General features: G+C 61.2%; 21 protein-coding genes and 1 pseudogene. 17 read left to right on the top strand and 5 right to left on the bottom strand.

The window, feature by feature from the left end; translation table 11 throughout:
* Positions 1 to 30 precede the first annotated feature (30 nt).
* Entirely contained in the window at positions 31 to 729 is a 699-nt protein-coding gene (locus tag ACPWR9_RS13955) for a Bax inhibitor-1/YccA family protein (RefSeq protein WP_426298504.1), read from the bottom strand.
* Between the two features lie 409 nt (positions 730 to 1138).
* On the opposite strand from ACPWR9_RS13955, the gene ndk reads away from it, so the two are divergent.
* From ndk to ACPWR9_RS13870, 17 genes and pseudogenes are all read left to right on the top strand, one after another.
* Positions 1139 to 1564, top strand: coding sequence for a nucleoside-diphosphate kinase (ndk, locus tag ACPWR9_RS13950; protein WP_150678638.1), 426 nt, complete (start codon positions 1139 to 1141; stop codon positions 1562 to 1564).
* A gap of 59 nt (positions 1565 to 1623) precedes the next feature.
* The gene (gene rlmN, locus ACPWR9_RS13945; RefSeq protein WP_150678637.1) at positions 1624 to 2745 is read left to right on the top strand and encodes a 23S rRNA (adenine(2503)-C(2))-methyltransferase RlmN; all 1122 of its coding nucleotides are present in this window, start codon (positions 1624 to 1626) and stop codon (positions 2743 to 2745) included.
* A gap of 261 nt (positions 2746 to 3006) precedes the next feature.
* Positions 3007 to 4086: a helix-turn-helix domain-containing protein gene (locus tag ACPWR9_RS13940; protein WP_426298502.1), complete on the top strand. Its 1080-nt coding sequence runs from the start codon at positions 3007 to 3009 to the stop codon at positions 4084 to 4086.
* An 18-nt stretch (positions 4087 to 4104) separates the two neighbouring features.
* On the top strand, positions 4105 to 5385 hold the full coding sequence (gene ispG, locus ACPWR9_RS13935) for a flavodoxin-dependent (E)-4-hydroxy-3-methylbut-2-enyl-diphosphate synthase (RefSeq protein ID WP_150678635.1): 1281 nt from the start codon (positions 4105 to 4107) through the stop codon (positions 5383 to 5385).
* 60 nt (positions 5386 to 5445) lie between these two features.
* On the top strand, positions 5446 to 6822 hold the full coding sequence (gene hisS, locus ACPWR9_RS13930; protein WP_426298500.1) for a histidine--tRNA ligase: 1377 nt from the start codon (positions 5446 to 5448) through the stop codon (positions 6820 to 6822).
* A 32-nt stretch (positions 6823 to 6854) separates the two neighbouring features.
* Positions 6855 to 7484, top strand: a complete 630-nt coding sequence (locus tag ACPWR9_RS13925) for a YfgM family protein (RefSeq protein ID WP_426298498.1) — start codon at positions 6855 to 6857, stop codon at positions 7482 to 7484.
* A gap of 85 nt (positions 7485 to 7569) precedes the next feature.
* Positions 7570 to 8757: an outer membrane protein assembly factor BamB gene (gene bamB, locus ACPWR9_RS13920; protein WP_426299354.1), complete on the top strand. Its 1188-nt coding sequence runs from the start codon at positions 7570 to 7572 to the stop codon at positions 8755 to 8757.
* A 76-nt stretch (positions 8758 to 8833) separates the two neighbouring features.
* Entirely contained in the window at positions 8834 to 10171 is a 1338-nt protein-coding gene (gene der, locus ACPWR9_RS13915; RefSeq protein WP_426298496.1) for a ribosome biogenesis GTPase Der, read from the top strand.
* 126 nt (positions 10172 to 10297) lie between these two features.
* Positions 10298 to 10534, top strand: a complete 237-nt coding sequence (hfq, locus tag ACPWR9_RS13910; RefSeq protein ID WP_010807283.1) for an RNA chaperone Hfq — start codon at positions 10298 to 10300, stop codon at positions 10532 to 10534.
* Positions 10535 to 10634: 100 nt separating this feature from the next.
* Positions 10635 to 11714: pseudogene (gene hflX / locus ACPWR9_RS13905) on the top strand (GTPase HflX); the annotation flags it as partial.
* A 310-nt stretch (positions 11715 to 12024) separates the two neighbouring features.
* Complete coding sequence (gene hflK, locus ACPWR9_RS13900) at positions 12025 to 13380, top strand: FtsH protease activity modulator HflK (protein ID WP_426298494.1); 1356 nt, start codon at positions 12025 to 12027, stop codon at positions 13378 to 13380.
* Positions 13381 to 13392: 12 nt separating this feature from the next.
* Positions 13393 to 14292, top strand: coding sequence for a protease modulator HflC (gene hflC / locus ACPWR9_RS13895; RefSeq protein ID WP_150678628.1), 900 nt, complete (start codon positions 13393 to 13395; stop codon positions 14290 to 14292).
* A 72-nt stretch (positions 14293 to 14364) separates the two neighbouring features.
* Entirely contained in the window at positions 14365 to 14556 is a 192-nt protein-coding gene (locus tag ACPWR9_RS13890; protein ID WP_058379249.1) for a DUF2065 domain-containing protein, read from the top strand.
* A gap of 39 nt (positions 14557 to 14595) precedes the next feature.
* Positions 14596 to 15756, top strand: coding sequence for an ATP phosphoribosyltransferase regulatory subunit (locus tag ACPWR9_RS13885; protein WP_426298492.1), 1161 nt, complete (start codon positions 14596 to 14598; stop codon positions 15754 to 15756).
* Positions 15757 to 15830: 74 nt separating this feature from the next.
* A complete protein-coding gene (locus ACPWR9_RS13880; protein ID WP_426298490.1) occupies positions 15831 to 17171 on the top strand; it encodes an adenylosuccinate synthase in 1341 nt (446 codons plus the stop codon).
* 27 nt (positions 17172 to 17198) lie between these two features.
* Positions 17199 to 17735, top strand: coding sequence for a phosphoribosyltransferase (locus ACPWR9_RS13875; protein WP_039374700.1), 537 nt, complete (start codon positions 17199 to 17201; stop codon positions 17733 to 17735).
* A 216-nt stretch (positions 17736 to 17951) separates the two neighbouring features.
* On the top strand, positions 17952 to 18587 hold the full coding sequence (locus tag ACPWR9_RS13870) for a DUF4189 domain-containing protein (RefSeq protein WP_426311998.1): 636 nt from the start codon (positions 17952 to 17954) through the stop codon (positions 18585 to 18587).
* A gap of 169 nt (positions 18588 to 18756) precedes the next feature.
* On the opposite strand, the gene ACPWR9_RS13865 is transcribed toward ACPWR9_RS13870, so the two are convergent.
* The 4 genes from ACPWR9_RS13865 to ACPWR9_RS13850 form a co-directional block, all read right to left on the bottom strand.
* The gene (locus ACPWR9_RS13865) at positions 18757 to 20835 is read right to left on the bottom strand and encodes a M3 family metallopeptidase (protein WP_426298486.1); all 2079 of its coding nucleotides are present in this window, start codon (positions 20833 to 20835) and stop codon (positions 18757 to 18759) included.
* A 217-nt stretch (positions 20836 to 21052) separates the two neighbouring features.
* Complete coding sequence (gene folD / locus ACPWR9_RS13860) at positions 21053 to 21907, bottom strand: bifunctional methylenetetrahydrofolate dehydrogenase/methenyltetrahydrofolate cyclohydrolase FolD (RefSeq protein WP_426298484.1); 855 nt, start codon at positions 21905 to 21907, stop codon at positions 21053 to 21055.
* A gap of 268 nt (positions 21908 to 22175) precedes the next feature.
* Positions 22176 to 22802 carry a response regulator transcription factor gene (locus tag ACPWR9_RS13855; RefSeq protein ID WP_426298482.1) on the bottom strand — a complete coding sequence of 209 codons (627 nt, stop codon included), beginning with the start codon at positions 22800 to 22802 and terminating at the stop codon, positions 22176 to 22178.
* The gene (locus tag ACPWR9_RS13850) at positions 22799 to 25282 is read right to left on the bottom strand and encodes a PAS domain-containing sensor histidine kinase (RefSeq protein WP_426298480.1); all 2484 of its coding nucleotides are present in this window, start codon (positions 25280 to 25282) and stop codon (positions 22799 to 22801) included. The genes ACPWR9_RS13855 and ACPWR9_RS13850 overlap by 4 nt, the downstream gene beginning before the upstream one ends.
* Positions 25283 to 25613 lie beyond the last annotated feature (331 nt).

The raw sequence follows: 25613 nt of genomic DNA, 5'->3' as shown, positions 1-25613 counted from the left end.
CAGCGACGGGCGAGCGCCCGTCGTGCCTGATTAGTTGCGGTTGCCGCCCAGCACGCCGAGGATGGCGAGCAGGTTGGTGAAGATGTTGTACAGGTCGAGGTAGATCGCGAGCGTGGCCGTGACGTAGTTCGTCTCGCCGCCGTTCACGACGCGCTGCACGTCGAACAGGATGTAAGCCGAGAAGATCGCGATAGCGAGCACCGAGACCGTCAGCATCAGCGCCGGCAGTTGCAGCCAGATATTGGCGATCGAGGCGACGATAATCACCAGCACGCCCATGAACAGCCACTTGCCCAGGCCGCTGAAGTCGCGCTTGCTGACCGTGGCGACGGTGGCCATCACGCCGAAGATGACGGCGGTGCCGCCGAACGCCAGCATGATGAGCGATGCGCCGTTCGAGAAGCCCAGAACGAAGCTCAGCAGGCGCGTGAGCATCAGCCCCATGAAGAACGTGAAGCCTAGCAAGAGGGCCACGCCGACGCCGCTATTCTTGAAGCGCTCGATGGCGAACATGAAGCCGAAAGCGATCGCAAGGAAGGCAATGACGCTGACCATCGGGCTGCCCGCGAACAGCGCGAAGCCGTAGGTCACGCCCAGCCAGGCTCCCGCAATCGTCGGCAGCATCGACAGCGCGAGCAGCCAATACGTATTGCGCAGCACTTTGTTGCGCACTTGTACGGTCGTCGCGCCTTGTCCGCCGTAGCCGAAACGTTGGAAATCCTGGTTCATAGTTGGTGTTCTCCGTGGTCATTGTGTCCGCCAGCGGGGCCGGCAGACGTCTTGTGACGCTTTTTACGATGACCGGCGTGTGCCGGTGTATCCCCCGCAGCCGTTGGTCTGGCTTGTCGTCGATGTCACAGGATATCGAAAGATGTCCCGGAATGCGCTCAGAAGATGCTCCGAATGTTTGGGCGAATGCCCGAAAATTCAAGCTGGCTGGATGCCGTCAACCTTTCCATGGCGGGAAGGTGGGGTAATCCTGATGCCGCGCAAATCTCGCCGACAAGCCGGACAGTCCCGGCCGTCCTGCGTTTGAGCGGTGCGCGCACTGTAGGTTCCATCACCATCATAACAGCCTTCGTGCTACAATTACGGGTTCATGTTGGTTATATAACTGCTTAATTTTTTGGAGTTTTTCATGGCAGTCGAACGCACTCTTTCGATTATCAAGCCCGATGCCGTTGCCAAGAACGTTATCGGCCAGATTTACAGCCGTTTCGAAGGCGCGGGCCTGAAGATCGTTGCTGCCAAGCTCGTGCAACTGTCGCGTGCTGAAGCCGAACAGTTCTACGGTGTTCACAAGGAACGTCCGTTCTTCAAGGATCTGGTCGACTTCATGATCTCGGGTCCGGTCATGATCCAAGTGCTCGAAGGCGAAAACGCTATCGCTAAGAACCGCGATCTGATGGGCGCCACCGATCCGAAGAAGGCAGAGAAGGGCACGATTCGCGCCGATTTCGCCGACAGCATCGATGCGAACGCTGTTCACGGTTCGGACGCTGCCGAAACGGCCGCTGTCGAAGTTTCGTTCTTCTTCGCCGGTTTGAACGTCTACGCGCGCTAATGCGCGTTTAGCCGCTCAATCGCAGGAAGATACCGAAGGGATGTTGAGGGACCAAGGCCATGACCAACCTTACGAATCTGCTTGATTACGATCCGGACGGTCTGGCCGCCTATTGCGGCACGCTCGGTGAAAAGCCGTTCCGTGCGCGCCAGCTCCAGCGTTGGATCCACCAGAACGGGGCCGCCGATTTCGACGGTATGACCGATCTGGCCAAGTCGCTGCGCGAGAAGTTGCACACCCGTGCAACGATCGCGGCACCGGCGATCATCACCGACCACGTGTCGACCGATGGGACGCGCAAATGGCTGCTGGACGTGGGCAACGGCAATGCCGTTGAGACCGTCTACATCCCTGAGGAGACGCGCGGCACGCTTTGCGTTTCATCGCAGGCGGGCTGCGCTGTCAACTGCCGGTTCTGTTCGACCGGCAAGCAGGGTTTCTCCCGCAATCTCTCGCTCGGCGAGATCATCGGCCAGTTGTGGATGGCCGAATTTGCGTTGCGCCGCGATCTCGGGCGCGAAGGCAAGAACGAGCGTGTCATCACCAACGTGGTGATGATGGGCATGGGCGAGCCGCTGCTCAATTTCGAAAACGTAGTGGGCGCTATGCGCCTCATGCTCGACGACAACGCCTACGGGCTGTCGCGTCGCCGCGTGACGTTGTCGACGTCCGGCGTGGTGCCGATGATGGATCGCCTGGGCAAGGAACTGCCCGTGGCGCTGGCCGTCTCGCTGCACGCACCGAACGATGCGCTGCGCGATGTGCTCGTGCCGCTCAACAAGAAATATCCGCTACGCGAACTGATGGGCGCGTGCGAGCGTTACCTCGAAGTGGCGCCGCGCGATTTCATCACGTTCGAGTACTGCATGCTCGACGGTGTGAATGACACTGAAGCGCATGCGCGCGAGCTCGTCGCCCTTACGCGCGACGTGCCGTGCAAGTTCAATCTGATTCCGTTCAATCCGTTTCCCGAATCCGGCCTGCTGCGCTCGAAGGACCCGCAAATCAAGCGGTTTGCGCAAATCCTGCTCGACGCAGGCCTCGTCACGACCGTGCGCAAGACGCGCGGCGATGACATCGACGCGGCGTGTGGTCAGCTCGCCGGCGAAGTGCAGGATCGCACGCGGCTCGCACAGCGCGGCAAGTTCGGGAAAATCGCGGTCGAGGTGCGTACCGTATGAGGTTGCGCATGGGCGGGCGCGGACCGTGGCCAGGGCCGTCGGCCCGGCGCGTGCCATGCCGCTCGGCGAATCAGTCACGCACTACAGCATTCCTCGCGCGGGGCATCGACGATGCCTCGCGCGATTTCGTCAGTTCCACACCGAATCGTCCGAAGCGTCGCGCAGATCTTCACGCCGCGCGCAAGGTGGGTGACGTGATGGGGTTGTCGTCAGCATATCCTCAGCCGCGGCGCGCGGCTGCTTACGAACGGGGGCGTATCGATGGATAACCAGAATCAGGCGGACGCAGGCGGGCAAACCGGGGCTCAGGGCCAGGGATTGCCGTCGGGATCGGCCGTCGGATTGGCTGAACTGGGCGCGCAGGTGGGTGCGCAACTGGCTGCCTTGCGCGAGAAGCGCGGGATGTCGATTGAAGATGTGTCGGCGCGCCTGAAAGTCTCGGTGCAGAAGCTGCAACGTCTGGAGTCCGGCCAGTGGGATGCCTTGCCGGAAATGCCGTTTATTCAAGGGGTCGTGCGCAGCTACGCGCGCATGCTCGGGGGTGACCCGGAGCCGATGATCGAGCCGCTGCGCCGTTTTGGCCGCGCTGCACCGATCGACATTCCGCAGGCGCCGACCGGCCAACCCAGTATTCCGAAGAGCCCGGTGCGCTTTCGCTCGCCGGTCGCCGCGTCGCAAGCCAAGTGGCCTTGGGCGCTGGCAGCGCTCGTGGTGATTGCCGGTGCCGCGTGGTACTTCGGCAATGCCCACAAGCCGACGCGCGGTGCGACCGAGCCCGCCGATCTGGCGAGTGCTGCGACAGCACAAGGTGCGGAAGCGGCTGAGCCGGCCAGCCAGCCCGTCGTGGCCGATGCGAACGGCACGCCGCCGGGCGCTGATGGTGGCAACACCGTGAACACCGCCGCCAATATCGGCAATACCGAAAATACCGTCAACACTGCGACGGCTAGCTCTGCGACCGCCGGTGCCGGCTTGATCGCCGCTGCCGATCCGACCCATGTGGTGGCGGGTCTCGCAGCCGGTGCTTCGGCGGCCAAGGCCGCCATGACGCCTGCGCCGGTCGCTTCTGCGGCATCGGCGGCAAGCGCGGGTACGCCGGGTAATGGCAAGATTGCGTTGCGCCTGAAAGCAGACAGCTGGATCGAAGTGAAGTCGAAGGACGGCAAAGTGCTGTTCTCCCAGTTGATGCGTGCAGGTGCGGAACAGGAAATTACGGGCGATGCGCCGCTCAAGATCGTTGTGGGTAACGTCGCGGGCGTCGAGTCGCTGGAGTTCAACGGTCAACCGGTCGAGATCAAGTCCCGTAATGCGGGCAACGTGGCGCGTCTGACGCTCCAGTAAGACCGAAAGAGGGTAATCATGGCTTCTGTAGAATGCATGCCGATCATTGGCGGTCCGGCCCCGCGCCGTCAGTCGCGTAAAGTCGCGATTCGCTGGGGCGGCCAGCTCGTGACGGTCGGCGGCGACTCGCCGATCCGCGTGCAATCGATGACCAACACCGACACCGCAGACGCGATCGGCACGGCCATTCAAGTGAAGGAACTGGCGCAAGCGGGTTCCGAATTGGTGCGAATCACCGTCAACACGCCGGAAGCTGCCGCGGCCGTGCCGGCGATTCGCGATCAGCTCGATCGCATGGGCGTGATGGTGCCGCTGGTGGGCGATTTCCACTACAACGGCCACAAGCTGCTCAACGACTATCCGGCGTGCGCCGAAGCGCTGTCGAAGTACCGTATCAACCCGGGCAACGTCGGTCAGGGCGCGAAGCGCGACACGCAATTCGCACAGATGATCGAAGCGGCTTGCAAGTACGACAAGCCGGTGCGTATCGGCGTGAACTGGGGCAGTCTCGACCAGTCGCTGCTCGCCCGCATCATGGACGAGAACGCCGCACGCGCGACCCCGTGGGAAGCGCAGAGCGTGATGTACGAAGCGCTCATCACGTCGGCACTCGAATCGGCTGAACTGGCGCAACGCGTGGGTCTGTCGGCGGACAAGATTCTGTTGTCGTGCAAGGTCAGCGCGGTGCAGGACCTGATCGCCGTGTACCGCGAACTGGCCAAGCGTTGCGACTACGCGTTGCATTTGGGCTTGACCGAAGCGGGCATGGGCTCGAAGGGTATCGTGGCATCGACGGCGGCATTGTCGGTGCTGCTGCAAGAAGGCATTGGCGACACGATCCGTATTTCGCTCACCCCGGAACCGGGCGGTGCGCGTACGGGCGAAGTGGTGGTGGCGCAGGAAATCCTGCAAACGATGGGCCTGCGCGCGTTCGCGCCGATGGTCATCGCTTGCCCGGGTTGCGGCCGTACCACGAGCACGGTGTTCCAAGAGTTGGCCTCGAAGATTCAGACGTATCTGCGTGAACAAATGCCGGTGTGGAAGGCTCAATATCCGGGCGTCGAGAATATGAACGTCGCCGTCATGGGTTGCATCGTGAACGGCCCGGGCGAATCGAAGCACGCGAACATCGGCATCAGCTTGCCGGGTTCGGGTGAGTCGCCGGCGGCTCCGGTGTTCGTCGATGGCGAGAAGGTTCGTACGCTGCGCGGCGACCATATCGCGGAAGAATTCCAGCAGATCGTCGACGACTATGTGAAGACCCGCTACGCGCAGACCGAAGGCACCGTTGCCGCCTAAGTCGAGCGATATCAAGCGACATCGAACGACACGAGATCGAGCGGGCAGGACAAAGAGAATATGACTGAAGAAAAGAAGAAGCGCCTCGCCAAGCTGGCTGGCGTGAAGGGCATGAACGACATTCTTCCGCAGGATGAAGCCCTGTGGGAGTTCTTTGAAGAATCGGTGCGCGCGATGTTGCGCGCGTACGGCTATCAGCAGATCCGTACGCCGATCATCGAGCACACGCAACTCTTCACACGCGGCATCGGCGAAGTGACCGATATCGTCGAGAAAGAGATGTACAGCTTCACCGATTCGCTCAACGGCGAGCAACTGACGATGCGCCCGGAAGGCACGGCTGCTGCCGTGCGCGCGACGCTCGAACACAATTTGCTGTACAGCGGCCCGAAGCGCCTGTGGTACTTCGGCCCGATGTTCCGTCACGAAAAGCCGCAACGCGGCCGCTATCGCCAGTTCCACCAGGTGGGCGTGGAAGCGCTCGGTCTCGCTGGCCCGGATGCGGACGTCGAAATCATTCTGATGTGCCAGCGCCTGTGGGATGATCTCGGCCTGACCGGCATTCATCTGCAACTCAATTCGCTGGGGCAGGGCGAAGAGCGTGCGCGTCACCGCGCCGACCTGATCGCCTACCTCGAGAAGCACGTCGATCTGCTCGATGAAGATGGCAAGCGCCGTCTTTACACCAACCCGCTGCGCGTACTCGATACGAAGAACCCGGCGATGCAAGCGATGGTCGAAGCCGCACCGAAGCTGATCGACTACCTCGGCGAAGACTCGATCAAGCATTTCGAAGGCGTGCAGTCGTTGCTCAAGGCGAACAACATTCCGTTCACTATCAACCCCCGTCTGGTACGTGGTCTCGACTACTACAATCTGACGGTGTTCGAGTGGGTGACCGATAAGCTCGGCGCGCAAGGCACGGTGGCAGGTGGCGGACGTTACGATCCGCTCATCGAGCAACTGGGCGGCGACGCGACACCGGCATGCGGTTGGGCGATGGGCGTGGAGCGCATTCTCGAACTGCTGCGTGAAGACGATCTCGTGCCGCAAGCCGAAGGTGCAGACGTGTATGTGGTGCACCAGGGCGAAGCCGCGGTGGCACCGGCCATGATCGCCGCGGAGCGCATGCGCGATGCTGGCCTGAACGTCGTGTTCCATTGCAGCCCGGACGGTAAGGGCAGCAGCTTCAAGTCGCAGATGAAGCGTGCGGACGCGAGCGGCGCGAGCTTCGCGATCATCGTCGGTGAGAACGAAGTGGCCTCGGGCACGGTGGTGGTGAAACACCTGCGTGCGGCCGATGCGTCGAACAATCAGACGAGCGTGCCGTTCGATGGTCTCGCCGAGCACTTGATCGACGCCATCGTCGCGAGTGCCGACGAAAGCGTGAACGAAAGTCTGGCCAGCGATGGCGCAGGCAACGAAACGATTCACTAATCCAAGACGCCAGACACGGAGAGCCCCGGCGAATGAGCAGCTATCACGAGGAACAGGAACAGATCGAGAACGTAAAGGCCTGGTGGAAGCAGTATGGCAATTACGTTGTCTGGACGCTGGTCGTCATCATGCTGGCCTATGGCGGCTGGAATCTGTGGCGCTATTACGAGCGCAAGCAGACGGTCGAGGCGGGCGTGCTGTACGGCGAACTGGCCACGGCCATCGACGCGAAGGATAAGGCGAGAGTCACCCGCATCGCGTCGGATATGGAAGGCAAGTTCGGCGGCACGCCGTACGCGCAAATGACGGCGCTGCTGGCTGCCAAGTCGCTCTCGGATGCGGGCGACGTGGCGGGTGCGAAGGCACAGCTGCAATGGGCCGTGTCGAACGCGAAGGACGACGAGTACAAGCAACTGGCCAAGCTGCGTCTGGCCGGTGTGTTGCTCGACGAGAAGGCCTACGACGAAGCGTTGAAAATGCTCGACAGCCCGCCTGCACCGTATGAGGGGCTGTTTGCCGATCGTCGTGGCGATGTGCTCGTAGCGCAAAGCAAGGTGGCCGACGCACGCACCGCTTACAAGCTGGCACTCGACAAGCTCGACAAGCAGGATTCGGGCATGCGCCAGTTCGTGCAGTTCAAGCTCGACGCGCTGGGGGCTTGAGGCGCGCCGGTTTTTCATTGGCAGTATTACCCTCCCATAACGCATAACCGGGTACATGATGATCCTTAACGACTTCCGTCGATCGATGTCGAACACGCAGGCTGAGTCGCAGTCCGATGCGGCGCGCCGTGGCCTTTTCCAGCGCGCGGGCAGCGCCGTGCTGACGCTCGCGGTGCTCGGCACGCTGGGTGGTTGCGGACTCTTCGGCAGCAAGCCGGCGCATGAGCCGACGCCGCTCACGGAGATCAAGCAGGCGTTGACCGTCAAACAGATCTGGACGGCGAGCGTGGGCAAGGCGGGGGCGTACAGCTTCGCTCCGGTGGCCGTCGGTAATGCCGTGTTTGTGGCAGGTGCCAATGGCAGCATCGTGCGTGTGGCTGCCGACACCGGCGCTTCCACCTGGTCGGCGAAGGCCGATACCAGCATCACGGCGGGCCCGGGTAGCGATGGCGAGACGACGGTTGTCGCCACGCAGAAGGGTGACGTCATCGCGTTCGATCACGATGGCAAGCAGTCGTGGAAGGCCAACGCGGGCAGCGAAGTGCTGACCACGCCGCTGGTCGGCCGCGGTCTGGTGGTCGTGCGTGCGATCAACAATCGCGTGACGGCGTTCGACTCGGGCACCGGTTCGGTGCGTTGGTCATACTCGCAGCCGACGTCGACGCTGACGCTGCGTACCGGCACGGGGATGACGTTCCTGGGCGATCGTGCTGTGGTGACCGGCTTCCCGGGCGGCAAGATGGTGGCGCTCGACGCCAACACCGGCAACCCGCTGTGGGTGACGCCGCTGTCGTATCCGAAGGGTGTGACCGAAGTCGAGCGTGTGAACGACGTGACGGGCGCGCCGGTCGTGTTCGGCCGTCAGGTGTGCGGCGCGACGTTCCAGGGTCGTGTGGGCTGCGCGGACGTGCAGACCGGCAACGGTCTGTGGGCACGCGACTTCTCGTCGCCGAACGGCGTGACGCAGGACGAGCGTGTGGTGGCAGCGGTCAATACCGATGGTGCCGTCTACGCGTTCAATGCGGCCGATGGCAGTACACTGTGGCAGAACGACAAACTCAAGTATCGTGACCTGTCGGCACCGCTGGCCCTTGGCCGTGTGGTGGTGGTAGGCGACAAGCAGGGTTATCTGCATTTCCTGTCGCGTGACAACGGCGATATTCTCGCCCGCGTGAAGCTTAGCGGCGCAATCAGCGCACAGCCGGTACTCGCCGGCCAAACGCTGGTGGTGCAAACGCGCGACGGCAACATCTACGGCTTCCGTCCGGAGTAACCGGTTCGGCAGCACCCGGGCATTTTCCGGGAACGGCCGGCAGCGCGCCGGCCGTATTCGTTTTTAGGGCTTATTCATGAAACCCGTGATCGCGCTCGTAGGGCGCCCCAACGTCGGCAAATCGACGCTATTCAACCGTTTGACCCGCTCGCGCGACGCACTCGTCGCCGACATGCCCGGGCTCACGCGCGACCGTCACTATGGCGAGGGGCGTGTTGGCGAGCATCCGTATCTGGTCATCGATACCGGCGGTTTCGAACCGGTCGCCAAAGACGGCATCTTCCATGAGATGGCCAAGCAGACGCGCCAGGCCGTGGTCGAAGCCGATGTGGTGATCTACATCGTCGACGGCCGCCAGGGTCTCACGCCGCAAGACCAGATCATTGCCGAGTATCTGCGCAAGACCGGTCGCAAGATCATGCTCGTGGTCAACAAGGCCGAGGGCATGAAGTACACCACGGTCGCCAACGATTTCTACGAACTCGGTCTGGGCGATCCGCTGGCGATTTCGGCGGCCCACGGCGATGGCGTCAGAGAAGTCATCGACGAGGCGATTGCGCCGTTCTACGCCAATCAGGACGAGAACGAAACCGAAGAGAAGGGCGATGGCCGTGTGAAGATCGCGATCGTCGGCCGTCCGAACGTCGGCAAATCGACGCTCGTGAACACGCTGCTCGGCGAAGAGCGCGTGATCGCGTTCGATATGCCGGGGACCACGCGCGATTCGATTCACATCGAGTTCGAACGGCAAGGTAAGAACTACACGCTGATCGACACGGCGGGTCTGCGTCGTCGCGGCAAGGTGTTCGAAGCCGTCGAGAAGTTCTCGGTTGTGAAAACGCTGCAATCGATCGCCGACGCGAATGTGGTGATTCTGATGCTCGATGCCCGTCAGGACATCTCGGATCAGGATGCGCACATCGCAGGCTTCATCGTCGAATCGGGCCGTGCACTCGTGGTGGGTGTGAACAAATGGGATGGTCTCGACGAATACACGCGCGACCAAACCAAACAGGAATTGGAGCGTAAGCTCAAATTCCTCGGCTTCGCCAGCTTCCACTTCATTTCCGCCGTGCGTGCGACCGGCATCGGTGCGTTGATGCGCTCGGTGGACGAGGCATACGCAGCGGCGATGAGCAAGCTGCCCACGCCGAAGCTCACGCGTGCCCTCGAAGAGGCCGTGGAGCACCAGCAGCCGCGCCGTTCAGGCTTCTCGCGTCCCAAGCTGCGCTACGCGCACCAAGGGGGCTCGAACCCGCCGATCATCGTCATCCACGGGAACAATCTGGATGGTGTGACCGACAGCTATCGCCGTTACTTAGAGAACCGTTTCCGCGAAACTTTTAAGTTGAAGGGGACTCCATTACGCATAGAGTTCCGGAACAGCGCGAACCCTTACGCCAAGGGCGAGTGAAAGCCCGCCTGGGGCGGGGTTTTGCTGGCGACGCTAGCAAAATCGGCTATAGTGTGGGAGTCAGGGTGGGAAGCGCGCACACGCCCTGGCGTACGGTCATTTGCTAAAAATACAATGGAGTAACTTATGAGCAACAAAGGGCAACTTCTACAAGACCCGTTTCTGAACGCCTTGCGTAAGGAGCATGTTCCCGTCTCGATCTATCTGGTCAACGGTATCAAGCTGCAGGGAAACATCGAGTCGTTTGACCAGTATGTCGTCCTGCTGCGTAACACGGTCACCCAAATGGTTTATAAGCACGCCATTTCGACGGTCGTGCCTGCGCGTCCGGTGAATTTCCATCCGGAAGCCGAGCAGTCCTGATTCAGGCTCGCCCGACCGGGAGTTTCTCCGGCCGGGCGAATTTCTCTTCCCGCCATCCCGCCTCTTGTCCAACAGTCACGAAACCCATCCCCTGCGTAGTTTGACCACAAACGCCGCCCTCGTCGGCATCGATTTCGGCAAGCTCGATTTCGAAGCCAGCCTCCAAGAACTTGACCTTCTGACGAAATCCGCAGGCGCTAAGCCTGTCGTGAGCATTACCGGTCGTCGCCATAGCCCCGATGCCAAGTTGTTTATCGGCAGCGGTAAAGCAGAAGAACTGCGCGCCGCGATCGCCGAGTACGACGTCGATCTGGTCATTTTCAATCACGCCCTGACCCCGGGTCAGCAGCGTAACCTCGAACACCTGCTGCAAACTCGCGTCGTCGATCGCACTAGCCTGATTCTCGACATCTTCGCCCAACGCGCGAAGAGTCACGAAGGCAAGTTGCAGGTCGAGCTCGCGCAATTGCAGTACCTGTCCACGCGCCTCGTGCGCGCCTGGACCCACCTGGAGCGTCAAAAGGGCGGTATCGGCCTGCGCGGGCCTGGCGAGACGCAGCTCGAGACCGACCGCCGTCTGCTCGGCGAGCGCGTGAAGTCACTGGGCATCCGTCTTGAGCGGCTCAAGCGTCAGCACGATACGCAGCGCCGGGCGCGTCAGCGCAGCGGCACGATGTCGATTTCACTCGTCGGATACACGAACGCGGGAAAATCCACGCTGTTCAACGCGATGACCAAGGCCAATGCCTACGCGGCTGACCAGCTTTTCGCGACCCTCGACACGACGTCGCGTCGCGTTTATCTGGGCGACGTCGGGAACATCGTGCTATCGGATACTGTCGGATTCATCCGCGAGTTGCCTCACCAGTTGGTGGCGGCATTCCGGGCGACGCTTGAGGAGACGGTACACGCCGACATGCTGCTGCATGTGGTGGATGCCTCGAGTCAGGTGCGCAAGGAGCAGATGGCCGAGGTCAACGCCGTACTGGCGGAGATCGATGCGGCGAACATCCCGCAGATTCTGGTCTGGAACAAGATCGACGCGGTGCCGGAACTGGCCGCCCAAGGACCGAGAATCGAACGGGACGAGACCGGACGCATCACGCGCGTGTTTTTGAGCGCGCGTGCCGGTCAAGGCCTCGATCTGCTGCGCGAGGCCATTACCGAGGCGGTTGTGGCCGGCACTGCTGGGTTACAATCGCAGCACGAAGCGCCCGATGTCCGGCTCATCGACCGTTGGGAAGATGTGCCGCGCGCAGAAGACAGATAACACGAGACGTCGCACCGTGAGGGTGAGGCTGCCGCGGGGAACACTGGCAGCGCAGCTTGAAACGAGCGACGAACTGGCAAGAGACTAGACGGAGGCCGGGCAAGGCCGCCGATCGGCAAACCAGATTCGGGAACCACGCGCGAACCGGCAACATGCGCGCTCCGAAACGCGGCGCGCCGGTCGCAACGCCAAGACCGCTTCAGTCACCACGCTTCTACCTATGCTTCCAAGAGCTTTGATGCGACGAGTTGGCTTGACTTTCTCCCTGAACGACCCGCGCTGGGGGCGGGACGGCGGCGGTGATACGCCGTCCGGCAATCAGGAGCCGAATCGGCCCGACCGTTCGAATAATCCGAATTCTCAAGATCAGAAAGAGCCGCAGCGTGGACCGCAAGGTCCGCAGCAGGACGGCCCGCCCGATCTTGACGAACTGTGGCGTGACTTCAATCGCCGTCTGAACCGCATTTTCGGTCGTAAGAACGGTGGCGGCGGCAATGGCGGTGGTACCAACAACTACTCGGGCGGCTCGCGCGGCTCGGGCATTGGTGTGGGTATCGTGGTCGCCATCGCTTTCCTGATCTGGCTCGCCACGGGCGTGTTCATCGTGCAGGAAGGTCAGGTCGGCGTCGTCACGCAATTCGGTAAGTACAAATACACGACGACGTCGGGTATTCAGTGGCGCCTGCCGTATCCGATTCAGGCGGTCGAGATCGTGAACATGTCGCAGATTCGTTCGGTCGAAATCGGCCGTTCGAGCACGGTTCGCGATACCGGTCTGAAGGACTCGTCGATGCTCACCGGTGATGAAAACATCATCGACGTGCGCTTCGCCGTGCAGTACCGGATCAAGGACGCGACCGAGTTCCTGTTCAATAACGTGGACGCCGAATCGTCGGTGAATCTTGCCGCACAGACCGCCGTGCGCGAAATCGTGGGCAAGAACAAGATGGACTTCGTGCTCTATTCGGGCCGCGAAGAAATCGCCAACGAATTGGTCACGTCGATCCAGCGCATTCTGGATGGCTACAAAACGGGCATTCTCGTCACGAGCGTGACGATGCAAAGCGTGCAGCCGCCTGAGCAGGTGCAAGCCGCGTTCGATGACGCCGTGAAGGCCGGTCAGGATCTGGAGCGCTCCAAGAACGAAGCACAGGCCTACGCCAACGACGTGATTCCGCGTGCCAAGGGTACGGCATCGCGTCTGACGGAAGAGGCGGCCGGTTACAAGGCGCGCGTCGTGTCGCAGGCGCAAGGTGATGCCGATCGCTTCAAGTCGGTGCAGGAAGCCTATGCAAAGGCACCTGGCGTGATTCGCGAGCGCATGTATCTCGATACGATGCAGCAGATCTACTCGCGCACCACGAAGATCATGGTGGACTCGAAGAACAACAGCCTGCTGTATTTGCCGTTGGACAAGATCATGGATCGCACACGCAGCGATGCCTCGACGCCTGCGCCGGCTTCCGGTGCAGGAACGAACGCTGCGACGGGCTCGGCGGCTGCCGACGATGCCACGGATGTCGACCATGATCGATCGCGCGCGGCACTGCGCAACCGCGACCGCGATTCACGCTAAGGGGATAAGCGCATGAACCGTATTGGAACCATTATTGTCGCGCTGATCGTCCTGTTGATCGTGCTCGCCTCGACCATGTTCGTGGTGGATCAGCGTCGTTATGCCGTCGTGTTTTCGCTCGGCGAAATTAAAGATGTCTACGGCCAGCCGGGCCTGAAGTTCAAGTTGCCGCCGCCGCTCCAGACTGTGCTGTATCTGGACAAGCGCATCATGACCATCGACAACCCGGAGCCGGAGCGCTTCATCACGGCCGAGAAGAAGAACCTGATCGTCGACTCGTACGTGAAGTGGCGCATTGTCGATCCGCGCAAGTTCTATGTGAGCTTCAAGGGCGATAACCGTCTGGCGCAAGATCGTTTGACGCAGCAGATCCGCTCGGCGCTGCAAGAGGCCTTCACGAAGCGCACGGTGACCGAAGTCGTGTCGTCGCAGCGTGAACAGGTCATGCAGTGGGTGAAGCAGAAGGTTGGTGAGGACGCCGCGCAAGTGGGTATCGAGATCGTCGACGTGCGTATGCGTCGTGTCGATCTGGCGGCCGGCATCAGCGATTCGGTGTATAGCCGGATGGCTGCCGAGCGTAAGCGCGTGGCGAACGAACTGCGTTCGACCGGTGCTGCGGAAGCCGAGCAGATTCGCGCCGATGCCGATCGTCAACGCGATGTCGTGGTGGCCGAAGCCTACGCCAAGGCACAGCAAGTGAAGGGCGAGGGCGATGCCGCCGCCGCCAACATCTATGCTCAGGCGTTTGGCCGCGATCCGCAGTTTGCCCAGTTCTACCAAAGCCTCGAGGCTTACAAGGCGACCTTCCGCGACAAGAAGGACGTGATCATTGCCGATCCGAACAGCGATTTCTTCCGTTTCATGCGGAGTTCGGGCGGTGCTGGCGCGTCAGCCGGAAAAGCGGGAAAATAGCCCCCTTGACACCCGAGTAGCCGTCACCGCCCGCGTCAACCGCGGGCGGTGGCATTTTGGCCGAGTCCCCCTGTGACCAGCAGCACCCTCATTCTCGCTTTGGCCCTCATGCTGATTGTCGAGGGCTTGTTTCCGTTCGTCGCCCCGGACCGGTGGCGACAAAGTTTTCGTAAAATAACGGAAATGCCGTCCGGCCAGATCCGATTCTTCGGCCTGGCCGCCGTGTCGCTGGGGCTGATTCTGATGCTGCTGGCCGATCACTAAAAGGTGCGCTTTGCGCGCCGTCTGAATACCGAAATACCCATGCCGAATTGGCTACTCCCTGAAAATATCGCCGACGTGTTGCCGTCCGAGGCGCGCAAGATCGAAGATCTGCGCCGGCTCATGCTCGATCGTTTCCGCACCTACGGCTATGAGCTCGTGATGCCGCCGATGCTCGAGTACGTCGAATCGCTGCTCACCGGCACCGGTCACGACCTCGATCTGCGCACGTTCAAGCTGGTCGATCAGCTCTCGGGCCGCACGATGGGCCTGCGTGCCGACATCACGCCGCAGATTGCCCGTATCGACGCGCACTTGCTCAATCGCAAGGGCGTGACGCGCCTGTGCTACGCCGGCAGTGTGCTGTTCACGCGTCCTCGTAACCTGCTTGCCACCCGTGAGCCGTTCCAGATTGGTGCGGAAATCTTCGGTCATGGTGGGTTGGAAGCGGATCTCGAGATTCAGGAGCTCCTGCTGTTCTGCCTGCGTCTGGCGGGGCTTAAGCAGATTCGTATCGATCTTTGCCATGCGGGCGTGCTCGAAGCGCTGATCGAAGGCGTGCCGGTGGCCGAGGCGATGGAGAGCGAGTTGTTCGGGGCGCTGGCCACTAAGGATGTGCCGCAACTTCAGGCGCTGACGAAGGACTTGCCCGCGCACGTGCGCGAGGCCTTGTTGGCGTTGACTACGTTGTACGGCGAGCCCAATGAGACGTTGGCGCGGGCGCGTAAGGCGCTGCCCGACCTGCCGGGCGTGAAGGCTGCCCTGGACGATCTGGCCTATCTGGCGGCGTCGCAGAGCAAGGATGGAGAGGCAGCGTTGTCGATCGATCTGGCCGATTTGCGCGGTTACCAGTACCACAGCGGCGTGATGTTCGCGGCGTACGTCGACGGTATCCCGAATGCGATTGCGCGCGGCGGCCGTTATGACAAAGTTGGTCAGGCGTTCGGCCGCGACCGTCCGGCAACCGGTTTTTCGCTCGATTTGCGTGAATTGGCGGCAATTTCGCCGGTGGAAGCGCGTAGTAACGCGATTTTGGCGCCCGCGGACGATGTGCCGGGGCTTCGCGCCAAGATCGAGAGCCTGCGCGACGCCGGTGAAGTGGTCATCCGCATGCTGCCGGGCCACGATCAAGACTTCGAGGAGTTCACGGGCGACCGCGTTCTCGTCGAGAAAGATGGCCAGTGGGTTGTGACGCCTCGGTGAAATCCGCTGAAAAAAGCGGCACTAGCGTACCCCAACACGGGTAGAATACGTTTTTAACCAAACCAACTATTGTTATGTCCGGCAATGCTTTGAATCAGGGACGCAATGTCGTCGTTATCGGAACCCAGTGGGGCGACGAAGGGAAGGGTAAGGTCGTCGATTGGCTGACCGATCACGCGCAAGGCGTGGTGCGTTTCCAAGGGGGCCATAACGCCGGACATACGCTCATCATTGGCGGCAAGAAGACGATTCTGCGCCTGATCCCGTCGGGCATCATGCATGAAGGCGTCACCTGCTACATCGGCAACGGTGTGGTGCTCTCGCCCGAAGCCCTGTTCAAGGAAATCGAAGAGCTCGAAGGCGCTGGCCTGAATGTCTGCGGCCGTCTGCGCATTTCCGAAGCCTGTACCCTGATCCTCCCGTACCACGTGGCCATCGACCAGGCGCGCGAAGCGCGTCGTGGCGCCGGCAAGATCGGCACGACCGGCCGCGGCATTGGCCCGGCGTACGAAGACAAGGTCGGCCGCCGTGCTCTGCGCGTGCAAGATCTGTTCGATCCGGAAACGTTCGCCGCCCGTCTGCGCGAAAACCTCGATTATCACAACTTCGTTCTGACCCAATATCTGGGCGCGAAGGCCGTCGACTTCCAGGAAACGCTGGATACGATGCTGAGCTATGCCGACCGTCTGCGTCCGATGATCGCCGACGTGTCGCAAATGCTCTACGCCGCGAACCGCGAAGGTCAGAAGCTGCTGTTCGAAGGCGCGCAGGGCACGCTGCTCGACATCGATCATGGCACGTACCCGTTCGTCACCAGCAGCAACTGCGTGGCAGGTGCTGCCTCGGCGGGTGCTGGCGTGGGTCCGCAGCAACTGCATTACGTGCTTGGTATCACCAAAGCTTATTGCACGCGCGTTGGCGCAGGTCCGTTCCCGAGCGAACTGTACGACGCGGATAACCCCGCTCGTCAGGAAGCCATCGGCCTGCAACTGGCAACGGTTGGCAAGGAATTCGGTTCGGTGACCGGCCGTCCGCGCCGTACTGGTTGGATGGATGCCGCTGCGCTTAAGCGTTCGATCCAGATCAACGGTGTGACCGGTCTGTGCATGACCAAGCTCGACGTGCTCGACAATCTCGACACAGTGCGCCTGTGCGTGGGTTACAAGATCGACGGCAAGACGGTCGATATCCTGCCGCGCGGTGCCGTGGATGTGGCCCGTTGCGAGCCGATCTACGAAGATTTCCCGGGCTGGACGCAAAGCACGTTCGGCGTGAAGTCGTGGGATCAACTGCCGGTAGAAGCGCAGAACTATCTGAAGCGCATCGAAGAAGTGAGCGGTATTCCGATCGATATGGTGTCGACCGGTCCGGATCGCGAGGAGACCATTCTCCTGCGTCACCCGTTCAAGAACTGAGACCTCGTAGGATTGGCAAGGCACACCATGAATCTGCCCCAAAACGACGATAAGAACCTCTGGGTTTCGTGGGACGAATACCATCGACTGATCGAGCGCCTGGCGCTCAAGGTCTATGAGTCCAACTGGAAATTCGACAAGATCCTGTGTCTGGCCCGTGGTGGCTTGCGTGTGGGCGATCAGCTCGCACGCATCTACGACGTGCCCCTCGCGATTCTGGCGACGAGCTCGTATCGTGAGGCCGAAGGCACCGTTCGCGGCGATCTCGACATTGCTCAGTACATCACCATCACCCGCGGCGAGCTGGAAGGCCGCGTGCTGCTGGTCGACGATCTGGTCGATTCGGGCGTGACGCTCGAGCGCGTGGGCAAGCACCTGAAGGAGCGCTTCCCGAAGGTGACCGACGTTCGTTCGGCCGTGCTTTGGCACAAGGCCTGTTCGAAGGTGGCCCCGGACTACGCCGTCGATTTTCTGGCAACGAACCCGTGGATTCACCAGCCGTTCGAAGAGTACGACACGCTGCGTCCGCACAATTTGTCGGCGTGGATCAAGCGCGGCACCTGAGCGTTTGAACGTGTAATGGGATCGCCGTGCGGCGAACCCGGCGAGGCTAGCCCCTCGTAAAGCAGGCGGTGGCACTCACGAGTGCGCCGCCTGTTTTCGTTTGAAAACGCGAAAAACGGCGACAAAACTCCCTTCTACTCGCCGCATCGTCGTACAGAGCGATGTGGTCTCATGACGCTATTCGGTCCACGCAGACGCCGTGCGAGCGGCACCGTCATGACGATACGGCTTCGTTTCCTTTCCTTGATCAGTCTCGCGATACTGGGCTGTGTGATGGCATTTGCCAGCACACAGAGCTTTGCTGCGGCTGCCGTGGCAGGCATCCGATCGGGCGGAACGTTTCGTTATGTGTTCGTGGGTAACCAGACGTCGATGGCGAAGGCCAAGCTGGCGGCGTTGAGTAAGTGCCGCAGTCAGTTCGGTGGCAGCCGCCGCGGTGGGCATTGCGAAATCATCATGGCTGGCAATGGACCCGCCTATTGGTCGGTCGTGCATGCGTCTAACGGTGAGATTGGTGTGGCGCTCGGCGACGAAGAGGCGGCTGCTGTGCAGGATGCCTTCGTGGTCTGCCAACGCGGGGGCGAGTGCGAAATCAACACCGCGCAAGTCTGGTACGACAGCGGCCAGCGGCCCGGAAAGCGGCCGCCGCCCCCGCAGGCGGCGCAGGCCCCCCAGCCGCAATGTCGAATTCCTACCGGGCAAGTGGTGCGTATGCAGACACGCTGCACCAACGGCGATTGCGTGCGGACGTACGAGAATGGCTGTACGGTGCGCTTTCAAGCGGCGCGATGTCTGGATCGCGAGACTAACAGCTATGTGTGGCGTCCGAACGGCTGTGACGACGACAGTTGAGCGGTTTATCAGACGTCACTCGTGCAAATGAAACGGGCCGGAATATCCGGCCCGTGGTGCTTGCAAGTTGCCTTCCTACAGGCCAATGGTCCCCTGCCTACTGCGCAGTGATGGCTGCCCGGAGGTTGGCTAGTCCGGCACGTACAAGCCCGGTCCTAGGCACATCCAATCAATTCGCCGACATGCCGCTGTGTCGCAGCAGCGCATCGACTTGCGGCGCACGGCCACGGAAGGCGATGAACGATTCCATCGCTTCGCGGCTGCCACCCACGGCGAGAATCTCGTCGCGGTAGCGTGTCCCCGTCGCGGTGTCGAGCACGGTGCCGCTGACCTTCGCGGCTTCCTCGAATGCCGCGTAGACGTCCGCTGAGAGAACTTCCGCCCACTTATAGCTGTAGTATCCCGCTGCGTAACCGCCAGCAAAGATGTGGCTGAACGTGTTCGGCCAGCGCGAAATCTCCGCTTGCGGGGTCACGTGCAGGCGATCGTTGATGCGACGCGAGACTTCGAGCACCGACTCGGAACCGCGCGGGTCGAAGTCGTAGTGCAGGTGCATGTCGAAGTCCGAGAACACCAACTGACGCAACATCATCAGCCCGCTCTGGAAATTGCGCGCAGCGACCATCTTGTCGAACAATGCACGCGGCAGCGGTGCGCCGGTGTCGACGTGCGCAGTCATGTGCTCGAGCACGTCCCATTCCCAGCAGAAGTTCTCCATGAACTGCGACGGCAATTCGACCGCATCCCATTCCACGCCGTTAATGCCTGCCACGCCCGCATCTTCCACTTGCGTGAGCATGTGGTGCAGGCCGTGCCCGAACTCGTGGAACAGCGTGATGACGTCGTCATGCGGCAGCAGTGCAGGCTTATCGCCAACCGGTGCCGGGAAGTTGCAAACGAGGTACGCCACAGGCGTTTGGAGCTTGCCGTCGTGCAGGCGTTTGCGCGTGCGTGCGCTGTCCATCCATGCGCCACCGCGTTTGCCTTCACGAGCAAACAGATCCATGTAGAACTGAGCGACCAGTTCACCATCGCGCTCGATGCGGAAGAAGCGGACATCCGGGTGCCATGTTTCGGCATCCTGCGGGCGAATCGTCACGCCAAACAGCGTTCCCGCCACGCGGAAGAGACCATCGAGCACTTTCGGCAACGGGAAATACTGACGGACTTCCGTCTCGGAGAACGCGTAGCGCTGTTGGCGCAGCTTTTCTGAGGCGTATGCCGTGTCCCACGGTTCGAGCTTGTCGATGCCGAGCGACTTGGCGGCGAAGTCCTGCAATTCAGCCCAATCTTTTTCGGCGTACGGACGAGCGCGTTTGGCCAAGTCTTCAAGGAATTCCAGCACCTGTGCCGGTGATTCGGCCATCTTCGGCTCGAGCGACACTTCTGCATAGTTCTTGAAGCCCAGCATCTGCGCTTCTTCGCGGCGCAGGGCCAACTGCTCGACGACGATCTTGGTGTTATCCCAATCGGCTTCGCCATTGCCATATTGCGGGCCGAGTTCCGACGCACGTGTCACGTTCGCGCGATAGAGCTTTTCGCGCAGCGCGCGGTTGTCTGCGTATTGCAGCACCGGGAAATAAGAGGGGAAATGCAGCGTGAATTTCCAGCCTTCGACGCCGTCGCGCTCGGCAGCGGCACGAGCCGCTGCTTTGTCGTCTTCGGGGACGCCCGCGATTTCCTTCTCGTCGGTGATCACCAGCGAGAACTTGTTGGTCGCGTCGAGGACGTGATCGGAAAACGCTTTGCCGAGATGCGCTTGTTCTTCTTGAATCTCGGCGAAACGCGGCTTTTGATCCTCGGGCAGTTCGGCGCCGCCGAGACGGAAACCGCGCATCTCGTTGTCGAGAATCTTCTTGCGCGCCGTCGTCAGACCGGCAAATTCCGGGCCGGTGGCGATGGCCTTGTACTTGTCGAACAAGGCGAGATTCTGACCGACACTCGCGGAGAATTCGGTAACGCGTGGCAGGTTATCGCTGTAAGCGGCCCGCAGTTCGGGCGTATCGGCCACGGCATTCAGGTGCCCGACGATTTCCCACGCGCGGCCAAGGCCTTCCGTGCCGTCTTCCACGGCGTCAAGAATGTTGGCCCAGGTGGCGGGTGTCGACGGATCCGCCGCCCGGTCCACCGCAGCACGCGCCTGCTCGAGCAGAACGTCGACGGCAGGCGTCACGTGCTCGGGGCGAATATCGGCGAAGCGGGGGAGTCCTTCGGTATCAAGCAGGGGATTGGTTTGCGGCTTGTTCATGCGATCGATGTCCACTTGAAGGGGCTTACGAAGAGTGTGGGGGCATCCCTGCGATTTTTCCAGTCGTTTTTTTCAACCGAAACGATTGGGGATTGCCATGGCGGCAAGCAGTGGGGGCGGGATTCGGTGTGATTGCGGACCGGGCGTCAAAAAGAAACGCGGCAGGCGGTGACCCGCCTGCCGCGTTTTCCCTCAAGCTTGCGAGGGCGGGGGTGCCTCAGGCGCCCAGTGTGCGCTCGGCGGCTTCGATCGTGTTGACCAGCAGCATGGTGATGGTCATCGGGCCGACACCGCCCGGCACTGGCGTGATGTACCCGGCGACATCCTTGACGCCATTGAAGTCGACGTCGCCGCACAGCTTGCCGGCGTCATCGCGATTCATCCCCACGTCGATCACAGCGGCACCCGGCTTGACCATATCGGCGGTCACGATATTGCGCTTGCCGACGGCGGCAACGATCACGTCGGCGTTCCGGGTGTGTGCGGCGAGATCTTTGGTTTTGCTGTTGCAAATGGTGACGGTTGCGCCGGCTTGCAGCAGCATCATGGCCATCGGCTTGCCCACGATGTTCGACGCCCCGATCACGACGGCAACGGCGCCACGCAACGGGAAATCGACCGATTCGAGCATCTTCATGCACCCATACGGCGTGCAGGGACGGAATAGCGGCGCACCGGTCATCAGCGCGCCAGCGTTCGAGACATGGAAACCATCCACATCCTTTTCCGGGGCGATGGCTTCGAGCACCTTGTGGCTGTCGATATGCTTAGGCAACGGCAATTGCACCAGAATGCCGTTGATTTTCGGATCGCGATTGAGTTCGTCGATGCGGGCGAGCAGGGCGATTTCGGTCAGGTCGGCCGGATAGCGGTCGAGCGACGAGTACAGGCCGTTGTCTTCGCAAGCCTTGACCTTGTTACGCACGTAGACCTGGCTGGCCTGATCTTCGCCGACCAAAATCACGGCAAGGCCGGGCTGATGGCCGCGGGCGGTGAGGGCAGCAGCGCGCGTAGCAACTTCGGCGCGAATGCGTTTGGCGAGGGCGTTGCCGTCGATGAGGGTGGCGGTCATGGTGCGTGGATATCGTGTGAAGGAAGGGGGCTGGCCCGAGAGGCCGGATACGGCAGCGTCAACCAGGCGGGTGGTCGACGGCAAAGACCGTATTATAGCGGCGCGCTGGAAGTGCCGGAAGCGCGGGACGTGGCGGGAAGTGGTGGGAGAAGCCACCTTGCGTGAGCCGGCGAGGCGCCGACTCTGGGGGAATGCAAGGTGGTTGTCAGTGCTGGCCTGCCAGTTCCGGCAGATTTGCCGGTTCCAGCAGGCTGTCATCGGATGAGACTTACGAACGTTTGGACAAGGCGAGACGCAGCAGGTCGGCGACTGTGTTGACGTTAAGCTTCTCCATGATGTTGGCCCGGTGGGCCTCGACCGTCTTGATACTGATGCCCAGATCGTCGGCAATCTGCTTGTTCAGGCGGCCGGCGATAATCCTTTCCAGCACTTGTTGCTCACGGCCAGTGAGACGTGCGAGCAGTTCCTCGGCTTGTTGTTGCTCGCGTTGGCTGCTGGCATCCTGTCGGGCCTTCGAGAGCATGCGCTCCACCAATGCCCGCAGTTCCGCTTCGTCGAAAGGCTTTTCGATGAAGTCCATCGCGCCTTTCTTCATCGTGTTGACGGCCATCGGCACATCGCCATGGCCGGTCACGAAGATCGTCGGGATATTGATCTTCTGAGCGATTAACTGCTCCTGCAACTCCAGACCGCTCATGCCGGGCATGCGCACGTCGAGAATCAAGCAGCTCACCTGACGTTTGTCGTAGTGCGCAATAAATTGCTCGGCGCTCTCGAAGCCGCGAACGTGGTAACCATTGGCTTCAAGTAGCCAGCGCAACGAATCGCGCACTGCCTCGTCGTCATCGACAACAAAGACAGTTTCTTGATCGATATTGGTGTTTGGTGTCGTCATAGTCCTCCCCCGGATCCGGATGTCGTATCGCTTTCTAACGGTAACAGAATACAAAAAGTACAACCATTCCGCACGCCGTCGACTTCATTGTTTTCTACCCACAGACGGCCGTGATGCGATTCGATGATGGAGCGGCAGATGTTCAGGCCCATGCCCATGCCGTCCGACTTTGTACTGAAGAACGGTTCAAACAACCGTTCGATGGTGGCTTCGTCCACGCCTGGGCCGTGGTCGGACACCTGAAATTCAATCGACTTGTCGCGTCGCTCGACATGCAAGCGCACCGTGAGGTCGCGTCGTTGGCCGGGCGGCGGCGTGTAGCCGTGCATCGCTTCGGCCGCGTTCTTCAGCAGGTTCACCAGCACCTGCTCGATCAGCACCGGATCGACGTAAATCTGTGGCAGTCCTGCCGGTAGTTCGGTCACGATGCGCACGCGGCGCTTACGTGCCTCGATTTCGGCCAGTCCGACAGCGTCCGCCACGATCTCATAAATAGATGACGGCTGACGCTTCGGCTCGCTACGTTTCACGAACGCGCGAATGCGTTTGATGATCATGCCCGCGCGAACGGCCTGTTGCGACGTTTTTTCCAGTGCGGGCAGCAACGTTTCAGGCGATGTACGCCCCGCGCGCACCAGCGCGGCCGTTCCCATACAGTAGTTGTTGATCGCGGCGAGGGGCTGGTTCAATTCGTGCGCGAGCGACGAGGCCATTTCGCCCATCGTCGTCAGACGGCCCGTGAACTGTAACCGCTCTTCCTCTTGCCGTGCCAATTCTTCTGCGTGCCGACGTGCCGTAATATCGGTGGCGACCTGCAATTGCGCCAGGTGACCGTCCACCCACTGGATGTATTGGCGCCGAACTTCGAACCACTTCTGATGCGTGGGCAGATAGATTTCTTGCGTTTCTGCTGCGGTATCGGTCAGCGATGCGGCCGGCAACCCGGCGAACGCGTCGACCATGTCGATATGGTCGAGCGAGGTCGGCGACAGCTCACCGCCACCGGAGAGTTCGAGGTGACCTTCCGGGCGTGTGCCGAACAACTGGCGATAGTAGCGGTTGGCGAACAGCAGCTCTGCCTTGTCGACCGCGAGCACCGACACCGAGGCGTCGAGACTTTCCAGCACGGTGGTGAAGCGCTCGTGCGCCGCGGCGAGTTCTTCGCGTGCGCGTTTCGGCTCGCTGATATCGGTCAACGAGGACATCCAGCCGGTTTGGCGGCCATGCGCATCGACGAGCGGCGAGACGAACATCCGGGCATAGAAGATCGTGCCGTCCTTGCGCTGCACGCGAATTTCGAACCCGTGCGACGGGGCCTTGCCGCGCAGCGTCATGTCGATGCGGCGCTGCATCTCGTGGATGTCGTCCTTCGGCCAGTAGGGGTAGGGCGGCGCGCGGTTCATGAGATCGGGCTCGTCCCAGCCCGTCATACGGCAAAACGCCGGATTCACATAGGTAATGTGGCCTTGCAGGTCGAGCACGCGCATCCCGATCACGATGGAGTTTTCCATCGCCCGGCGGAACGACGTTTCATTGAACAGCGCTTGCTGGGCTTCGAAACGCTGGCGCGTATGCCGCCAGAGACTCCAAAGGCTCCACAGCACGAAGCATGACAGCCCGGCAATCAACCAGACCAGCGTGTTATTGACGAAGTTGCCGACGGCTGGATACGAATAGATGCGCACAGCCAGGCTGTGGCCGGGCGGGTCGAGCAGGAGTTCGTATGAGACGTCGCGCGGCAATGGTGGGCGTGTCGACGTGGTCGCCAATTCGTTATTGTGTGTGTCGATGAACGACACTTTGAATTTGTCGCCGAGCTCTTGTGGCAGCTCGTGAATCAGCAACCCTTCGACGGAATACACCGCGCTGATGGTGCCGAGAAACTCGCGCTCGCGCAGCACCGGGACTTGGACGACGATATAGCTCGCTCCCGAGGCGTCATAGATCAACGTGGAATAGGCCGATCGTCGGGAGTCGCGTGCCGCACGAAACGCCACGAGGAGCTCGTCTTCCATGGGGTGTTGCGCGGAGCCCTGCAAGCGCGACGCAAACGGCGAATCGGCAGGCACTGCCCACTTCGGCCGTTGTGCGGCATCAAGCCAGTTCATGAAGACGATGTCCGCATGATTTTGCATCAGCTCACTGGCCGTGTTCTGGAAGTGTGCGATGTCTTGAGGCTTGGCCGCAGTATCGCGGGCGAGGGAACTGATCTGATCCTGAATGGCCAGCATGTTCAGGCGGATCTGTTGCTGTGCCCATGCGACGTTGCGATACAGCGTGTCCTGCTGCTGTTCCGTCTCGCGGCGATTCAGGCTCCACAGGATCAAGCTCATGACGACGAGGAAGATCACAATGGAGACCAGCGGCACCAGCAAGTAGTAGTGCGACTCCGCGAACCCTTGCAGCCAGCGGTTAGAGCGGGCAGGCGTGGCGGCGGTCCGGGACGGTGGGGCGGAGTTGGCGAGGCGTGGCGAAAGCATGGCGAGATTGTAGCGCAGGCCGGCCGCTTTCCCGCTGCTTTAGCCTTTCATGCTCTGCTTTTCGGAAGCGTCCGACCTTTTCGGTAAGACGCCCGCTTAAAACGCAATTGAGACCGATCGGTACGCGATCAAACCGTGTTGAGATGTCGTCTCCAAGCCCTTGATTTTATGTGCACTGCAACAGAATTTCGCACTATGAAATTTACTATCGTAATCTGAAATTTCGCTTGCGAAGGCAGGAATATCCTTCGTACAATGCCCCGGTAAAAATGCCGGTGGGCCCGTCCATGAAGCGGGTATCAACCGTTACGCCAACCCGCTAACGACAGAC

The organism is Pandoraea pneumonica, assembly GCF_049918595.1.
In the GTDB taxonomy this organism is placed as follows: Bacteria; Pseudomonadota; Gammaproteobacteria; order Burkholderiales; family Burkholderiaceae; genus Pandoraea; species Pandoraea pneumonica_A.
This window is presented reverse-complemented; position numbering and strand designations above follow the sequence as displayed.

Coding starts and splice junctions, on each gene's coding strand:
- ACPWR9_RS13955 (WP_426298504.1), bottom strand. CDS start 729: ATGAACCAGGATTTCCAACGTTTCGGCTACGGCGGACAAGGCGCGACG.
- ndk (WP_150678638.1), top strand. CDS start 1,139: ATGGCAGTCGAACGCACTCTTTCGATTATCAAGCCCGATGCCGTTGCC.
- rlmN (WP_150678637.1), top strand. CDS start 1,624: ATGACCAACCTTACGAATCTGCTTGATTACGATCCGGACGGTCTGGCC.
- ACPWR9_RS13940 (WP_426298502.1), top strand. CDS start 3,007: ATGGATAACCAGAATCAGGCGGACGCAGGCGGGCAAACCGGGGCTCAG.
- ispG (WP_150678635.1), top strand. CDS start 4,105: ATGGCTTCTGTAGAATGCATGCCGATCATTGGCGGTCCGGCCCCGCGC.
- hisS (WP_426298500.1), top strand. CDS start 5,446: ATGACTGAAGAAAAGAAGAAGCGCCTCGCCAAGCTGGCTGGCGTGAAG.
- ACPWR9_RS13925 (WP_426298498.1), top strand. CDS start 6,855: ATGAGCAGCTATCACGAGGAACAGGAACAGATCGAGAACGTAAAGGCC.
- bamB (WP_426299354.1), top strand. CDS start 7,570: ATGTCGAACACGCAGGCTGAGTCGCAGTCCGATGCGGCGCGCCGTGGC.
- der (WP_426298496.1), top strand. CDS start 8,834: ATGAAACCCGTGATCGCGCTCGTAGGGCGCCCCAACGTCGGCAAATCG.
- hfq (WP_010807283.1), top strand. CDS start 10,298: ATGAGCAACAAAGGGCAACTTCTACAAGACCCGTTTCTGAACGCCTTG.
- hflK (WP_426298494.1), top strand. CDS start 12,025: ATGCTTCCAAGAGCTTTGATGCGACGAGTTGGCTTGACTTTCTCCCTG.
- hflC (WP_150678628.1), top strand. CDS start 13,393: ATGAACCGTATTGGAACCATTATTGTCGCGCTGATCGTCCTGTTGATC.
- ACPWR9_RS13885 (WP_426298492.1), top strand. CDS start 14,596: ATGCCGAATTGGCTACTCCCTGAAAATATCGCCGACGTGTTGCCGTCC.
- ACPWR9_RS13880 (WP_426298490.1), top strand. CDS start 15,831: ATGTCCGGCAATGCTTTGAATCAGGGACGCAATGTCGTCGTTATCGGA.
- ACPWR9_RS13875 (WP_039374700.1), top strand. CDS start 17,199: ATGAATCTGCCCCAAAACGACGATAAGAACCTCTGGGTTTCGTGGGAC.
- ACPWR9_RS13870 (WP_426311998.1), top strand. CDS start 17,952: ATGACGATACGGCTTCGTTTCCTTTCCTTGATCAGTCTCGCGATACTG.
- ACPWR9_RS13865 (WP_426298486.1), bottom strand. CDS start 20,835: ATGAACAAGCCGCAAACCAATCCCCTGCTTGATACCGAAGGACTCCCC.
- folD (WP_426298484.1), bottom strand. CDS start 21,907: ATGACCGCCACCCTCATCGACGGCAACGCCCTCGCCAAACGCATTCGC.
- ACPWR9_RS13855 (WP_426298482.1), bottom strand. CDS start 22,802: ATGACGACACCAAACACCAATATCGATCAAGAAACTGTCTTTGTTGTC.
- ACPWR9_RS13850 (WP_426298480.1), bottom strand. CDS start 25,282: ATGCTTTCGCCACGCCTCGCCAACTCCGCCCCACCGTCCCGGACCGCC.